Raw genomic sequence first — 14,506 nt, forward strand, 5'->3', positions numbered from 1 at the left:
CGCTGAAGCCATTGGACGTTCGAGCAAATCGCGTCGGCCGCCCTCCTCCCTCAGTCCTGATTGTGGGGCGCCGGGCAGCGGTGTAGCATCGTGAAAAAATGGCAACAGGACGGGAGGACGCCATGTGCCATCTCTTCGCGCACCAGCCCCAACGTGACTACGAGTCCCAGACCCGTTCCTTGCGGATCGGCGGGCACTGCACCTCCATCCGGCTGGAAATGGCGTTCTGGGATACGCTGGAGGAGATCGCGGCCAAGGAGAACATGAGCGTCGGGAAATTCCTCACGACGCTCTACAACGAGGTGCTCGACCATCACGGCGAGGTCAATAATTTCGCCTCGCTGCTGCGATGCTCCTGCCTGATCTATCGATCTCGGAGCGTGGCGCCGGTGCAGGAGTTCAAGGGAACAGTCGCGCCTATGCTCGACGCGGCCGAATAGCGGCTACAGCGAGAGCCGGCACCCGCAATTCCAACGTCGTCCTGTCGAACGTGCTCGGCCTGCATGGTTCGAGACGCCCGCTTTGGCGGGCTCCTCACCATGAGGGTCTGATATCTCGCCGCAAAACCAGACCTCATCCTGAGGGCCCGCCGGAGCGGGCGTCTCGATGGATGGCCACGGGCGAACTTCCTGCCAAGTTCTTCCATGCGAGGACTGCGAGAGATCAAATCTCCTTCTTCTGCATCGCGCCGGCGATGTAATCCGCCTGCCGGATCGCCAGCGCGACGATCGTCAGCGTCGGGTTGCAGGCCGCGCCGCTGGTGAACTGGCTGCCGTCGGAGACGAACAAATTCTTGACGTCGTGGCTCTGCCCGTACTTGTTGACCACGCCGTCGCGCGGCTTCTCGCTCATCCGGTTGGTGCCGAGATTGTGGGTGCTCGGATAGGGCGGCGTCGGATAGGTCACGGTGGCGCCGACGGCGTCATAGACGGCGGCGCCCTGCTTGTAGGCGTGCGCGCGCATCGCGAGGTCGTTGGGATGGTCGTCGAAATGCACGCTTGCCACCGGCTGGCCGAACTTGTCCTTTACGACCGGGTCGAGCGTGATGCGGTTGGTCTCCTGCGGCATGTCCTCGCCCACCAGCCACATGCCGGCCATCCGTGGATAACCATCAAGCGCTGCGGTGAACGGACGTCCCCAGGCGCCGGGATTGAGGAACGCCGCCATGAAGGGCAGGCCGATCGAGAGCGTCTCCATCTCGTAGCCGCCAACGAAGCCGCGCTTCGGGTTGTTGGCCGCCTCGTCGCGGATGATCCCGGCCATGGTGGTGCCGCGATACATGTGCACCGACTTCTCGAATACGGCATAGACGCTGCCGGTCATGTGCCGCATGTAGTTGCGGCCGACCTGGCCCGATGAATTGCCAAGGCCGTCGGGGAACATGGTCGAGGCACTGTTGAGCAGCAGCCGCGGGCTTTCGATCGAATTGCCAGCCACCGCGACGATGCGCGCCTTCTGGCGTTGCATCGCGCCGCTCTCGTCGGCATAGACCACGCCGGTGACCTTGCCGCTCGCATCATGCTCGATCTTGACCGCCATGCTGCCGGGGCGAACCTCGAGATTGCCGGTCGCCTCCCCCTTGGGGATCTCGGTGTAGAGCGTCGACCATTTCGCGCCGGATTTGCAGCCCTGGAAGCAGAAGCCGATCTGCTGGCAGGCGCCGCGACCGTCGCGCGGCTGGCTGTTGATCGCCATGTTGCCGGTGTGCACGGTCTTGTAGCCGAGCTTCTTGGCGCCGGCTTCGAGCACCTTGAAGTTATTGTTGCCGGGAAGTCCGGGAATGCCGTTGGTGCGGGTCACGCCCATCTTGTTCTCGGCCTTGGCGTACCACGGCTCGATCTCCGCAAGCGTCACCGGCCAGTCCAGGAGGTTGGCGCCGGGGAGATTGCCGTAGGTGCTCTTGACCCTGAACTCGTGCTCGTCGAAGCGCAGCGAGGCTCCGGCCCAATGGGTCGTGGAGCCGCCAACCGCCTTGACGATCCAGGCGGGGAGGCCCGAGAAGTCCTTGGCGACGCGCCATGTTCCCGACGTGGTGCGCGCGTCGGTCCAGGCGAGTTGCGAGAAGCTCTCCCACTCGTCGTTGACGAAGTCCTGGTTCTCGATGCGGGGACCTGCTTCGAGAATGACGACCTTGACGCCCTTCTGCGCGAGCTCGTTGCCCAGCGTGCCGCCGCCGGCGCCGGAGCCGACGATCACCACAACGCTGGAATCGTTCAGATCGAATTTTGGCATCTGCGTTCTCCTGAACCGTTGGGGTGGGCTTTAAGCCTTCGGCAGCCAGTCGATGTCGGCGAAGCCGCGATTGATGTAGCCGCCGTGCTCGGCGGAGGAGCCTTCGTATCCGAACCGCGGCCAGACCTCTTTCTGGTTGTAGAGCGACACGATCAGGTCGCCTCGCACCTTCTGGAAGAAGTCGCTCTGCTCGATCTCCTTCAGGAGCACCACGCGGTCGGCTTCCCAGGGCACCTCGGCGTAAGCCACCTTGTGGCGATCCCGCGCGTTCTGATCGAGCCGCGTGATGCCGTCGCTGATCAGCGACTTGACGGCGGAATCCTTGGCCGCCTTGCCATCCCACGGCTTGATCGCGGTGATGTAGTAGCTGTCGCCGAGGACGTCGTGCGGATAGATGTCGCGCGCGACCTTCAGCAGCGTTTTCATCGTCGCGGGAGAGAGCGTGCTGGCCTCATCGGCCCAGGCACCCTCGATGCTGACGGCGACGCTGGTCGCAACGGCCGCGACCGGCACGGCGGTTGCGGCGCCCTTGAGAAAGACGCGGCGGCTATGCTTGCTTCGACGATCGACTTCTCTCATGGGTTCCTCCGTGGATTTTTGTGATTTGGATTTTTTGATTTGGTTAGTTGAAGCGTCCGCCCCGCTGGATCACTTCGATCTTGTAGCCATCGGGATCACTGACGAAGAAGAAGCGCGCCAGCGTTTTGCCGTCGTGCTTGAAGTCACGCAGCGGCCCCGGTGCGAGCTTCTCGCGCTCGAAACGGACATGCTCGGCCTCGAGGTCCTCGACCACCACGGCGAGATGGCCGTAGCCGTCGCCGAGCGCGTACGCTTCCTTGCGATCGAAATTGACCGTCAGCTCGACTTCGAAAGGTGAGGAGGGATGACGCAGATAGATGAGGGCAAAGTCCGCGAATTTCAGATGGTCCGCGACCTCGAGGCCAAAGGCGCGTCTGTAGAAATCGAGCGAGCGTTCCTCATCCAGCACGCGGATCATGGAATGGACGGGCTTGGCCATTCAATTCAGCTCCTTGAGGTAGGCGATGATGGCTGAGCGCGTCTCCGGTTTTGCCTGCCGATAGGCCATGACCACGCCGGGAATGACGGCCTGCGGATTGGCCAGCCAGGCGTCGAGCTTCGCCTCGTCCCAGGCGAAGTCAGCTTTGGCGAGGCCATCTGAATAATGAAAACCTTCGACCTTTCCGGCGGGCCGGCCGACGATCTTCACCAGCGGCGGGCCCTGCCGTACCGGTTCTGACAGGTTCGTGGTGTGGCACACCGCGCATTGCTGCTTGAACAGTGTCGCGCCATCGGGCGGCTTTGCGGCCGGCAAGGGCATTTGCGCGTCGGCAACCCGCACAATCAGCACCATCGCGGTGCACAATCCCAGCACGACTGCACGCATCGCCAAGAGCTCGCCCATCCACGTCAAATTCAGCGTGCGCAAACTCTAGGCGCCGCCAAACATGCGGTGGTAGTAGCGGGCTATTTTGCTGCAAGCGGAGATACTCGCGGGTCATGACGTTCCGCGCTGCCGCATATGCGGAGCACAATTCCGCGAAACCGCCTCGAAATCCCTAAGCGATGACCACACGAGGCGGATTGCATCGCAATCGCGCCGTTCGATCGCTCTACACGATGAAGTTTCGTGGTCAGCGTCCGGTCGATCAGTCGTCGAAACCGCGGCCGCCGCCGCGTCCGGCCTTGATGTCGCTGCGGCGCTTCTTGCCCTCGAGGCGGCGCTGCTTGGAGCCAAACGTCGGCTTTGTCGCACGCCGCGGCGTCGGGCGTATCATCGCCTCGCTCAGGATATCGACGAGCCGGTCAATGGCGTCCTGGCGATTGCGCTCCTGGGTACGGAAGCGCTGGGCGTGGATCACGATGACGCCGTCCTTGGTCATGCGCTGGCCGGCAATGCGGGCGAGCCGGATCGCGGCGTCCTCCGGAAGGGTCAACTTGCGCGTGTCGAAGCGCAATTGAGCCGAGGTCGCGACCTTGTTGACGTTCTGCCCGCCCGGGCCGGAAGCGCGGACGAAGCCGATCTCGATGTCGTCCTCGTCGATAACGAGATCGCGGGATATCCGCAGCATGGTGGCACCATTCGTGATGCCCGGACATATCCCGGACGTCTACATTGGGCAATGGTGCACCGTGGAAATGCAAATGGCCGGGCGAGCCCGGCCATTTCAGGACATTTCAGGGCGTCAGTTCGACTTCGTGGCCGGCGCCGCGGCCGGTTGCGCGGCGGCCTGCGGGGCGCGGCCGACGACGACGGTCAGGAGGCCCTGGCCCCAGAGGCGCCTCGCGGCCGCCTTGGCGTCATCAAGGGTCACCGCGTCGACGATGCCGTTGCGCTTCTCGATATAGTCGATCGGCAGTTTGTCCTGCTGGTACTGCAGCAGCGCCTGCGCGAGCTTGGAGGAGCTATCGAGCGCCAACATCTGCGAGCCCTTGAGATAGGACTTGGCCTCGTCAAGCTCCTTCTGCGTCGGTCCCTCCTCGGCAATTCGGCGCACTTCCTTCTCGATGGCGTCGATGGTGTCGCCGGCGCGGTCGGCGCGCGTGCCGGTATTGCCGATGAAGAGCGCCGAATGCTCCATCCAGAGCAGGGATTCGAACACCGAATAGGCCAGGCCGCGCTTCTCGCGGACCTCGCGATAGAGCCGGGAGGACAGTCCCCCGCCGCCGAGGATGTGGTTGACCACATAGGCCGCCATGAAGGTCGGATCGCTGCGCTTCACGCCAGGGCCGCCGAAGGTGATGACGGTCTGCGGCACGTCGAGCGGCACGAAGGCGCGTTGCGGCGGCTTGGCCGCCTCGATGTCGGGGACCGGCGCGAGACGAGCCTTGGCGGGCAGGCTCCCAAACGTGTGGTCGAGCAGCTTGCCGAGCGTGGCCGGATCGACGTCGCCGACGACCGCGATCTTCAGCGTGTCCTTGGCAAGCACGCGGCCGACATAATCCTTCATGTCGGCGACCGTGATGGTCGGAACGCTGTCGAGGTTGCCGTTGGTCTGCCGGCCGTAGGGATGATCGCCGAAGGCGATTTCCAGGAACTTGCGGCTCGCCAGCGAGGTCGGGTTGGTGGTCTCGCGGCGCAGGCTCGAGATGACTTGAGAGCGGATGCGTTCGACATCGGCAATGTCGAAATGCGGCGAGGTCAGCGCACTCCTGAGCAGGTCGAAGGCTTCGTCCTTGTTGTCGCGCAGCATGCGCAGACTGCCGCGGAACGTGTCGCGGGTGGCGCTGAAGGACAGCTCAATGGCGCGGCGGTCGAGCCGCTCATGAAAGGTTTTGGAATCCAGATCGCCGGAGCCTTCGTCGAGGAGGTCGCCGACCAGATTGGCGACGCCCGACTTGTCCTTGGGATCCTGGGCCGAGCCGCCGGCAAAGGAATATTCCATGGCGATCAGCGGCACGGTCGCGTCCTGCACGAACCAGGCTTCGATGCCGCCCGGCGAGGTCAGGTGCTGGATCTTTGCAGCCGCCTGCGACGGCGCGACGGTCGCGAGCGCAAGGACTGCGCCGGTAACGAAGGACAGCGCGAAGTGTCTCGTGCATAGGAAGTGTCTTGCGCGAAGGAAGAAATAGGTCACGAACGCTTCTCCTCGCGCTTGGTGGTCGCGGTGTCCTTGATCAAATAGCCCGTCACCGAGCGCTTCTTCTCGAGCCATTTCTGCGCGACGGTGCGAACCTGCTCGGCGGTGACGGCGCGGATGCGGTCGGGCCAGCTCCTGATGTCCTCGATCGACAGTCCCGTGGACAGCGCGCCGCCATACCAGCGCGCCAGCACCGCCTGGTTGTCCTGGGCGTAGATCGCCTCCGCGATGAGCTGGGTCTTCACGCGCTCCAGATCCTCGGCGCGGATCGGTTTCTGCGCGATGTCGGCGATGACGCCGTCGATCACCTGCTCGACCTCGGCAAAGCTGACACCGGATTTCGGCGAGGCGGAGATCGCGAACTGGGTCGGATCGAGCGATGTACTCGAATAGCTGGCGCTGGCGGAGACCGCCAGCGGCTTGTCGACCACGAGCGCGCGGTAGAGATAGGAATTGCTGCCGCTGCCCATCAGCTGCGCCAGCACGTCGAGGGCCGCGCTCTCGCCGGCCGCGGCCGTCGTCGCGGAGGGCACCAGGTAGTAGCGGCGCAAGCCTGGCTGCTCGACGCGCGGGTCGGACAATGTGACGGTGCGCGGTGCGGCCGGCTCCGGCTCCTGTGGCCGAACACGCCGCGCCGGGATCGCGGGCTGGGCCGGGATCCCGCCGAAATTGCGCTCGACCAGCGGGCGGACGTCGGCGGCCTCGACGTCGCCAGCGATCACCAGGATCGCATTGTTCGGCGCGTAGAAGCGGCGGTAGAAGGCGAGCGCATCCTCGCGATCGAGCTTCTCGATCTCCTGGTGCCAGCCGATCACTGGCCGGCCGTAGGGATGATTGAGATAGAGCGCGGCCATGATCTGCTCGTTGAGCCGCGCGTCCGGATTGTTGGCGACGCGCATGTTGTATTCTTCAAGCACGACGTCGCGCTCGGGCAGCACGTTCTCGTCCTTGAGGATCAGGCCGGTCATGCGATCGGCCTCGAACTCCATCATGGTCGGCAACTGCTCGCGCGGCACGCGCTGGTAATAGTTGGTGTAGTCGACCGAGGTCGAGGCGTTCTCGTTGCCGCCGACGCGGAGCACGGTCTGCGAAAACTCGCCGACGGGATGCTTCGAGGTGCCCTTGAACATCAGGTGCTCGAGGAAGTGGGCGAGCCCGGACTTGCCCGGCGTCTCGTCTGCCGAGCCGACCTTGTACCAGATCATCTCCGTGACCACGGGCGTGCGGTGATCCGGAATCACCACCACCTGCAGGCCGTTGCCGAGCGTGAAGCTGGCGGGCGGAGCCGATGTCACCGTGGTCTGGGCGAGGGCGGCGCCGGCTGAGAGGACGCTCGTCGAAAGCAGCGCGGCAAGGAAGCAGACCGCCGATCGGTGAGAGGACATCATGATCCTTTTGAAAGACCGAGCGCGGATGTCCGGCCCGGAGCCACACTATGGTACACTGCGCGGCTGAGGCTTCGCGTCACGAAGCAGAGAACGCCATCAATTCGAGAGCAATCAGGGACCGCATGAGAGAGCCGGCGGCAGCTCCGCTCATGCCGAAATGTCGCGGCACGGCGGGAGCTATTTCTCCTTCTCCTTGCCAGATTGGACGTCGAAGTAAGTTCGCTTCGAATTATCCGGCCCGGAGCCGTAGGCATAGTTGGGCGACGGCGTCTGATATCCCGCCGGCGGTTCCACCAGCGATTGGCGCGGCGGCTCCGACGTGAACTGCTTGGACTCGGGGTCGCTCCCTTTGAAGAGCTTCCACAGGCCGCCAGTGTATCCGAGCTGGGCGGGGCTGAGCGTCGGGTTATTGGTGCTGTTGCCGGGCTGGAGCGGTTCGTTGCTTTGGCGGGACGGCCCGGCCGTCCTGGCGGCGTTCATCTCGCTTGGCGAGAGCGGTCGGCCTGCCTGCCAGCTCTCCGTCGCCTTGGGTGCTTTCTTCCGCGCGGCGATGGCTTCCTTGCGGCGCCTCTCGTCGGGATCCTTCGGCCAGTTCGGCGCAACGTTGGCCTCGGTCGCAGCCGGCGGCGGCAGGTCGAGCTTGGGCGGCACGACCAGCGGCGAGCGCTCGCGGTACTCGATGCCGGGCTTCTCCATGCTCCTGCCGCCGAGGCCGGACATCAGATTGTCGATGAGCTTCTCTTCGAAGGTCATGTCGTCATCGTCGTCGTCGTCACCGGCGCGGGCGGCGCCAGCGGCCATGACGAGACCGATGCCGAGCGCGACCGCGGACAGTTTCAATGCCCGCCGGCCTTCCCGCCGGGGACCTCGAACCATCGAACCGCTGGTCTTCGAGCTGCGCATCACTGTACCTGTTCCATATCGTGGCAGATTGCCGCTCACACGCCGCCAATCCTCGCAAAAAGCAAGGTTCCACCTGCCAGCCCGTATCGGCCGGGATCAGGGCGCTTTTGCGGCGGGTACCCCCAGGAAGGAATCATACAATAGCGCCGCCACCCCAGCAACGATCGCCACGTCCGCGAGGTTAAACACGTACCAATTATAGGTATTTCCGCCGATCTCGACATGGAACAGGGCGAAATCGACCACCGCGCCATAGGCCAGGCGGTCGATGCCATTGCCGATGGCACCGCCGATGATCAGGCCGAGCGCCACGGTTGCGAGCAGGGTGTGCGAACGGGCCATCCAGATCGCCAGTGCGACCACGGCGAGGACCTTGACCGCCATGAGCGCGAGCTGAGCTGCCTGGCTGTCGTTCTGGAGCCAGCCGAAACTGATGCCGATGTTCCAGGCCAGCACCAGGTCGAAGAACGGCATCACCTTCACCGCGCCGCGACGGGCGAGGTCGAAAACGTTCAGCAGCCAAAGTTTTGAGGCCTGGTCAGCCACGAGCGTGACCACGGCCGAGAGGATGCCGGCGCGGAGCGGGGTCATGCCGGGATCAGACCCTCACCCCCAACGCCTTCCATTCGCGCAGCGCCTTGGCGTCGCGCGGGGTGACGTCGGGGTATTCGGGGTCTTCGCCGACCATCGGCGAAATCTTCCAGGAGCGGGCGCATTTGGTGCCGACCGCCTTTTCCACCACGACCGCGACGCCGGGCACGGCATCGAGACGGAATGCATCGGCCGGCGCCTCGCCCTCACGCACCTCGTAATTCGAAGTGATGCAGACTTCGGCGAGATCGGTGTCGAACAGCGCCGCCAGCATGTCGCGGTCGGCGACATAGATCACCGGCGAGGCCTCGAGCGAGGAGCCGATGTTCTTGGCGGCGCGCTCGAGCTCGAGTGCGCCGGTGACGACGCGGCGGACGTTGCGGATCGCTTCCCACTTTGCGGCGAGCTTGTCGTCGCGCAAGCTTTCGAGGTTCTCCGGGAACAGCGTCAGATGCACCGAGGGCTCGGCGTTCGGCCGGAACATCCGCCACGCTTCCTCGGTCGTGAAGCTCAGGATCGGCGCGAGCCATTTCAGGAGGGTATCGCACAGGAGCTCGATCGCGGTGAGCGCCGCCTTGCGCGCCGGCGAGGACGGCGGATCGCAATACAGCGTGTCCTTGCGGATATCGAAGTAGAACGCCGACAGCTCCGAGTTCATGAAGGCCGAGAGGCTTGCGACGACGGTCTTGTAGTCGAAGGCGGCATAGGCCTTGTGAACGGTTTCGGCATGGCCGGCCAATTCGTGCAGCATCAGCCGCTCGAGCTCGGGCATCTCGGCATGGGCGACCTTCTCGCTCGCCTTGAAATGATGCAACGTTCCAAGCATCCAGCGGATCGAGTTGCGCAGCTTGCGATAGGTCTCGATGGTGTTCTTCAGGATCTCGGGGCCGATGCGCTGGTCGTCGGCATAGTCGGTGGCGCAGACCCACAGGCGCAGGATGTCCGCTCCCGAATCCTTGATCACCTTCTGCGGCTCGACGGTGTTGCCGAGCGACTTCGACATCTTGCGGCCGTTCTCGTCGAGCGTGAAGCCGTGGGTGAGCACGATGTCGTAGGGCGCGCGGCCGCGCGTGCCCGCGCTTTCCAGCAGCGAGGAATGAAACCAGCCGCGATGCTGGTCGCTGCCTTCCAGATACATCACGGTGTCGTCGCCGCCGTCGATCTTGCGGACGATGTTGCCGAGCTGCGGGAAGTTCTGCCGATCCTCCAGCACGAAGGCGTGCGTGGAGCCGGAATCGAACCAGACGTCGCAGATGTCGTCGACCTTCTTCCAGTCCTCGGCTGCGCGGGACCCGAGAAAGCGCTCGCGGGCGCCGTCCATGTACCAGGCGTCCGCGCCTTCCTCCATGAAGGCCTCGGTGATGCGCTGGTTGACGATCTCGTCTTGCAGGATCTCGGCCGAGCCGTCGCTCTTCTCGCGAACGAACACGGCGATCGGCACGCCCCAGGCGCGCTGGCGCGAGATCACCCAGTCCGGCCGGTTGGCGATCATGCCGTTGATGCGGTTCTCGCCCGCCGGCGGCACCCATTGCGTGACCGAGATCGCGCGTAGCGCGCGGGCGCGCAGGGTGTCGCCCTTCTTCGCGTGGCCATCCTCGCTGATGTCCTTGTCCATCGCGATGAACCATTGCGGCGTGTTGCGGAAGATCACCGGCTTTTTCGAGCGCCACGAATGCGGATATTGATGCTTGAGGCGGCCGCGCGCGAGCAGCTTGCCGGCCTCGATCAGCGCCTTGATCACGGCCTCGTTGGCATCGCCCTTCTCGCCCTTGTCGTTGAGCACGCGCTTGCCGGTGAAGCCCGGGGCCTGCGCGGTGTAGGTGCCGTTCTCGTCGACGGTGTAGGGGATGGCGGTCGAGATGCCGCGCGCATCGAGCTCGCGGGTGTTGGCCGTCCAGACGTCGAAGTCTTCGCGGCCGTGGCTCGGCGCCGTGTGCACGAAGCCGGTGCCGGTGTCGTCGGTGACATGCTCGCCGGCGAGCAGCGGCACGATGAACTCGTAACCGCCATCGAGGCCGCGCAAGGGATGGGCGCATTCCACGGCGTCCAGCGTGTCGCCGGGAATGTCGCGCACCTTCTCATAGGCCGTGACGCGCGCCTGCTTGAACACCTCGGCGGCGAGCGCATCGGCCAGGATCAGGAGGTCGCCGGTCTTGGCCCAATTGTCGGCGGCCGCGTCCGTCACCTTGTAGAGGCCGTAGGCGATCTTGGGCGAGAACGAGATCGCGCGGTTTCCGGGCAGCGTCCACGGTGTGGTGGTCCAGATCACGACGCTGGCGGAGGCAAGCGCGCCATGCGCGGGCGAGGTGACCGGGAATTTTACCCAGACCATGTCGGAGGTGTAGTCCTCGTACTCGACCTCGGCTTCCGCGAGCGCGGTCTTCTCGACCACGCTCCACATCACCGGCTTGGAGCCGCGATACAGCGTGCCGTTGGCGGCGAATTTCATCAGCTCGCGCGCGATCTGTGCTTCGGCCGGATAGCTCATCGTCTGATAGGGGTGATCCCAGTCGCCGATGATGCCGAGCCGCTTGAACTCCTCGCGCTGCACGTTGATCCAGTTGGTCGCATAGGCGCGGCATTCCTTGCGGAACGCCACCATTGCGGTGGAGTCGCGGAAGTCGGGCTTCTGCTTGCCCTTGGAGCGGTAGTTCTCCTCCTCGATCTTCCATTCGATCGGAAGGCCGTGGCAGTCCCAGCCGGGCACGTAATTGGAGTCGAAGCCGAGCATCTGCTGGCTCTTGGTCACGACGTCCTTGAGGATCTTGTTGAGGGCGTGCCCGATATGGATGTTGCCGTTGGCATAGGGCGGGCCGTCATGCAGCACGAATTTTGCGCGGCCCCGCGCTTCCTGGCGCAGCTTGTCGTAGAGGCCGATGTCGTTCCAGTATTTCAGCAACTCCGGCTCGCGCTGCGGCAGGCCGGCCCGCATCGGGAATTCGGTCTGCGGCAGATAAAGGGTCTTGGAATAGTCTTTGGCGTCGGACTTTTGCGGCTTTTCGGACATGAGGCTGACTGGCTCGGAAGGGCGCGGGAACGGATGGCGATGCGGAATCGCGGGGTGAAACGACAAAATCCCGGTCTTGCGCCGAGCCGAAAGCTCAGGCGGAAGCCGGGCCGCTAATCCCTATGATGCGCCGCGCAAACATGGGCTCTCCATAGCAGCCGGGCGGGGGAAGCGCAAAGGCCGACAGGCCCGCTTCGAGCCCTCAATCGATCACGCCAAGCCTCGGAAACGCGTCCGGGGCGGCCGCGAGCATGGTGCGGGCGCGGGTGGAATCGTCGTCCATCTGGCGGATCAGGGCATCCAGGCTGTCGAATTTCAGCTCCTCGCGGATGAAGCCGACAAAGGCGCAGTCGAGCGCCTGCCCGTAAAGGTCGCCCTTGAAGTCGAACAGGAAGATTTCCAGCAGCGGGGCGCCATTGTCGAAAGTCGGGCGGCGGCCGAAGCTGGCAACGCCGTCGAGGCGTTCGGTGCCGCGGCCGACCCGCACCGCATAGATGCCGTGCTTGAGGCCGCAATTGGCATCCAGCCGGATGTTGGCCGTGGGATAGCCGAGATCGCGGCCGCGCTTCTCGCCGTGGATGACCTCGCCGGTGATGAACCAGGGGCCGCCCAGCATGTTGGTGGCTTCGTCGAGTTGGCCCTCGGCGAGCGCGATCCGGATCGCACTGGAGGAGACCGGCCGCTCGTCGAAGTCGACGTGCGGCTGCACGTCGACTTCGATGCCGAGCCGGGGCGCCTCGTTGACCAGGAGGCTCGGCGAGCCGACGCGACCCTTGCCGAAATGGAAGTCGTAACCGACCGCGATGCCGCTGACGCCGAGGCGTCCGATCAGCTCATGGTGAATGAAATCTTGTGCGCTGGTCCCGGCCCTGGCCTTGTCGAAGGTCATGACCACGGCGCCGGCAAGCCCGGTGCCGGCCAGAAGCCGCAGCTTGGCCCCTTCTTCCGTCAGGCGGAATTGCGGGGTGTTAGGGCTGAAGAATCGCCGCGGGTGCGGCTCGAAGGTCAATGCCAGCGCGGGGCGGCCATGTGTCCGGCCCATCTCCAGGGCTGCAGCGATCACGGCGCGGTGGCCGAGATGAACGCCGTCGAAATTGCCCATGGCGACCACGGCGCCCCTTGCAATCGCGGAGTCCGGCGTGGTGTCGCGGATAATGGTAAAATGCGGGGCCATCAGGGGAATTCTCGAGCCGGCGGGACCGGCCGGGACCGTGGCTTGACCGGCCGGATGAAGTCAAGCGGGAGGGGGCGGCCGCCTCGAATGCGATTTCAGTCAAGCGGGGGCGCCCCCAATTAACGGGCTGTTTAACGCCTTGGTGTTAGTCCTTGGCGAGTGGAACCGCCGGGCTCCGGCTTGGCAGGTCCGATTGTAATATTCCTTGGTTTGCGTTGGGGGAGTCGAGATGGCGGTTGATTTGTCGATGTCGGTTCTGGTGGTGGACGACTACAGCACCATGATCCGGATCATCAGGAATCTCCTGAAGCAGCTTGGCTTCGAGAATATCGATGATGCCAGCGACGGTTCGGCTGCGCTGAACAAGATGCGCGGCAAGAAGTACGGTCTCGTGATTTCCGACTGGAACATGGAGCCGATGACGGGATACGACCTGCTGCGCGAAGTGCGCGCGGATCCGAACCTCGCCACCACGCCCTTCATCATGATCACGGCCGAATCGAAGACCGAGAACGTGATCGCGGCCAAGAAGGCCGGCGTGAACAACTACATCGTCAAGCCGTTCAACGCGGCGACGCTGAAGACCAAGATCGAGGCGGTCTTCCCGGACATGGCGAGCGCGTAAGGCGCGATCGAAGCCATCAGGTGAATTCGGAAGGCCCGGGCGGTTGTCCCGGGCTTTCTTTATTGGGTTTGTCGTTCCGGGATCGATGCTCACGCGACTGCGGAGTGTCGATCAGCTCACTACCATTTCAGTTCGCGCATCAGCGCCTTCGGCGGGTGGCCGAACAATTCCAGCACGGAGGCCGGGTCGAGCTGGTCGAGCCCCTCGAACTCCTCGGCATGGATGCCGCGGGTCACGAACAGGCAATCGATGCCGAACTCGCGCGCGCCGGTGAGATCGGTACGGACCGAATCGCCGATCGCCAGCACCTTTTTGCGGTCGATCTGGTGGCCCTGGCGTTCGCCGGCGAGCGCCATCGCGCGCTCGTAGATCGGCCGGTGCGGCTTGCCGTAGAAGATCACCTCGCCGCCGAGCTCGCGATAGAGCTCGGCGATCGCGCCGGCGCAATAGATCAGCCGGTCACCGCGTTCCACCACGATGTCGGGGTTGGCGCAGACCAGCGTCAGCTTGCGCTCGCGCGCCTTCAGCATCATGCCGCGATAGTCTTCCGCCGTCTCGGTCTCGTCGTCATAGAGGCCGGTGCAGACGATGTAATCGGCCTCTTCCAGCGGCGCGGTCACCGCATCGAGGCCGCGGTAGATCGAGTTGTCGCGCTCGGGACCGAGCCAGAACATCTTGCTGCCGGGATGCGCGGCGACATAGAGCCGAGTCAGGTCGCCTGACGACACGATCGCGTCGTAGGTTTCGTCGGCGACGCCGAGCTTGCGCAATTGCCGCTGCACGGAGTCGGCCGGGCGCGGCGCGTTTGTGATCAGGATCACCGTACCGCCGCGGCTGCGATAGGTGTGCAGCGCTTCGCAGGCTTCGGGGAAGGATTCGAGGCCGTTGTGAACCACGCCCCATATGTCGCTGAGCACGACGTCCACGCCGCCCACGAGCTCGCGCAGGCTTTCGGCGAAATGCAGCGTGGTCATGATGCGCGCGGCC

General features: G+C 64.5%; 14 protein-coding genes. 2 read left to right on the forward strand and 12 right to left on the reverse strand.

Going from position 1 to position 14,506, the window contains the following annotated elements:
* Positions 1-122 precede the first annotated feature (122 nt).
* A complete protein-coding gene (locus JQ572_RS02795; RefSeq protein WP_211381444.1) occupies positions 123-440 on the forward strand; it encodes a ribbon-helix-helix domain-containing protein in 318 nt (105 codons plus the stop codon).
* Positions 441-663: 223 nt separating this feature from the next.
* Here the strand turns inward: JQ572_RS02795 and JQ572_RS02800 are convergent, their stop codons facing one another.
* From JQ572_RS02800 to JQ572_RS02850, 11 genes are all read right to left on the reverse strand, one after another.
* Positions 664-2,232, reverse strand: a complete 1,569-nt coding sequence (locus tag JQ572_RS02800) for a GMC family oxidoreductase (protein ID WP_211381445.1) — start codon at positions 2,230-2,232, stop codon at positions 664-666.
* Positions 2,233-2,262: 30 nt separating this feature from the next.
* A complete protein-coding gene (locus JQ572_RS02805) occupies positions 2,263-2,811 on the reverse strand; it encodes a gluconate 2-dehydrogenase subunit 3 family protein (RefSeq protein WP_211381446.1) in 549 nt (182 codons plus the stop codon).
* 43 nt (positions 2,812-2,854) lie between these two features.
* Complete coding sequence (locus JQ572_RS02810) at positions 2,855-3,250, reverse strand: VOC family protein (RefSeq protein ID WP_211381447.1); 396 nt, start codon at positions 3,248-3,250, stop codon at positions 2,855-2,857.
* The gene (locus tag JQ572_RS02815; protein WP_211382394.1) at positions 3,251-3,637 is read right to left on the reverse strand and encodes a c-type cytochrome; all 387 of its coding nucleotides are present in this window, start codon (positions 3,635-3,637) and stop codon (positions 3,251-3,253) included.
* 262 nt (positions 3,638-3,899) lie between these two features.
* Positions 3,900-4,322, reverse strand: coding sequence for an alternative ribosome rescue aminoacyl-tRNA hydrolase ArfB (gene arfB, locus JQ572_RS02820; protein WP_211381448.1), 423 nt, complete (start codon positions 4,320-4,322; stop codon positions 3,900-3,902).
* Between the two features lie 114 nt (positions 4,323-4,436).
* Complete coding sequence (locus JQ572_RS02825; protein ID WP_372703123.1) at positions 4,437-5,828, reverse strand: M16 family metallopeptidase; 1,392 nt, start codon at positions 5,826-5,828, stop codon at positions 4,437-4,439.
* The gene (locus JQ572_RS02830; protein ID WP_372703122.1) at positions 5,825-7,219 is read right to left on the reverse strand and encodes a M16 family metallopeptidase; all 1,395 of its coding nucleotides are present in this window, start codon (positions 7,217-7,219) and stop codon (positions 5,825-5,827) included. The genes JQ572_RS02825 and JQ572_RS02830 overlap by 4 nt, the downstream gene beginning before the upstream one ends.
* Before the next feature lie 177 nt (positions 7,220-7,396).
* Positions 7,397-8,122, reverse strand: coding sequence for a hypothetical protein (locus JQ572_RS02835; RefSeq protein WP_211381450.1), 726 nt, complete (start codon positions 8,120-8,122; stop codon positions 7,397-7,399).
* A 96-nt stretch (positions 8,123-8,218) separates the two neighbouring features.
* The gene (gene lspA / locus JQ572_RS02840) at positions 8,219-8,713 is read right to left on the reverse strand and encodes a signal peptidase II (protein WP_211381451.1); all 495 of its coding nucleotides are present in this window, start codon (positions 8,711-8,713) and stop codon (positions 8,219-8,221) included.
* Between the two features lie 7 nt (positions 8,714-8,720).
* On the reverse strand, positions 8,721-11,720 hold the full coding sequence (gene ileS / locus JQ572_RS02845; protein ID WP_211381452.1) for an isoleucine--tRNA ligase: 3,000 nt from the start codon (positions 11,718-11,720) through the stop codon (positions 8,721-8,723).
* A 202-nt stretch (positions 11,721-11,922) separates the two neighbouring features.
* Positions 11,923-12,894, reverse strand: coding sequence for a bifunctional riboflavin kinase/FAD synthetase (locus JQ572_RS02850; RefSeq protein ID WP_211381453.1), 972 nt, complete (start codon positions 12,892-12,894; stop codon positions 11,923-11,925).
* Between the two features lie 229 nt (positions 12,895-13,123).
* Here JQ572_RS02850 and JQ572_RS02855 point away from each other — a divergent pair, with 229 nt between their 5' ends.
* The gene (locus tag JQ572_RS02855; protein WP_007596883.1) at positions 13,124-13,519 is read left to right on the forward strand and encodes a response regulator; all 396 of its coding nucleotides are present in this window, start codon (positions 13,124-13,126) and stop codon (positions 13,517-13,519) included.
* A gap of 119 nt (positions 13,520-13,638) precedes the next feature.
* Here JQ572_RS02855 and JQ572_RS02860 read toward each other — a convergent pair whose 3' ends face one another.
* Positions 13,639-14,493 carry a TIGR01459 family HAD-type hydrolase gene (locus tag JQ572_RS02860; RefSeq protein WP_211381454.1) on the reverse strand — a complete coding sequence of 285 codons (855 nt, stop codon included), beginning with the start codon at positions 14,491-14,493 and terminating at the stop codon, positions 13,639-13,641.
* Positions 14,494-14,506 lie beyond the last annotated feature (13 nt).

Origin of the sequence: Bradyrhizobium sp. SZCCT0153, from assembly GCF_018129995.1 — a bacterium.
In the GTDB taxonomy this organism is placed as follows: domain Bacteria; phylum Pseudomonadota; class Alphaproteobacteria; order Rhizobiales; family Xanthobacteraceae; genus Bradyrhizobium; species Bradyrhizobium japonicum_G.

What these genes read in the sequence shown, in the direction of transcription:
- JQ572_RS02795 (WP_211381444.1), top strand. Translation starts at nt 123, where the DNA reads ATGTGCCATCTCTTCGCGCACCAGCCCCAACGTGACTACGAGTCCCAG.
- JQ572_RS02800 (WP_211381445.1), bottom strand. Translation starts at nt 2,232, where the DNA reads ATGCCAAAATTCGATCTGAACGATTCCAGCGTTGTGGTGATCGTCGGC.
- JQ572_RS02805 (WP_211381446.1), bottom strand. Translation starts at nt 2,811, where the DNA reads ATGAGAGAAGTCGATCGTCGAAGCAAGCATAGCCGCCGCGTCTTTCTC.
- JQ572_RS02810 (WP_211381447.1), bottom strand. Translation starts at nt 3,250, where the DNA reads ATGGCCAAGCCCGTCCATTCCATGATCCGCGTGCTGGATGAGGAACGC.
- JQ572_RS02815 (WP_211382394.1), bottom strand. Translation starts at nt 3,637, where the DNA reads ATGCGTGCAGTCGTGCTGGGATTGTGCACCGCGATGGTGCTGATTGTG.
- arfB (WP_211381448.1), bottom strand. Translation starts at nt 4,322, where the DNA reads ATGCTGCGGATATCCCGCGATCTCGTTATCGACGAGGACGACATCGAG.
- JQ572_RS02830 (WP_372703122.1), bottom strand. Translation starts at nt 7,219, where the DNA reads ATGATGTCCTCTCACCGATCGGCGGTCTGCTTCCTTGCCGCGCTGCTT.
- JQ572_RS02835 (WP_211381450.1), bottom strand. Translation starts at nt 8,122, where the DNA reads ATGCGCAGCTCGAAGACCAGCGGTTCGATGGTTCGAGGTCCCCGGCGG.
- lspA (WP_211381451.1), bottom strand. Translation starts at nt 8,713, where the DNA reads ATGACCCCGCTCCGCGCCGGCATCCTCTCGGCCGTGGTCACGCTCGTG.
- ileS (WP_211381452.1), bottom strand. Translation starts at nt 11,720, where the DNA reads ATGTCCGAAAAGCCGCAAAAGTCCGACGCCAAAGACTATTCCAAGACC.
- JQ572_RS02850 (WP_211381453.1), bottom strand. Translation starts at nt 12,894, where the DNA reads ATGGCCCCGCATTTTACCATTATCCGCGACACCACGCCGGACTCCGCG.
- JQ572_RS02855 (WP_007596883.1), top strand. Translation starts at nt 13,124, where the DNA reads ATGGCGGTTGATTTGTCGATGTCGGTTCTGGTGGTGGACGACTACAGC.
- JQ572_RS02860 (WP_211381454.1), bottom strand. Translation starts at nt 14,493, where the DNA reads ATGACCACGCTGCATTTCGCCGAAAGCCTGCGCGAGCTCGTGGGCGGC.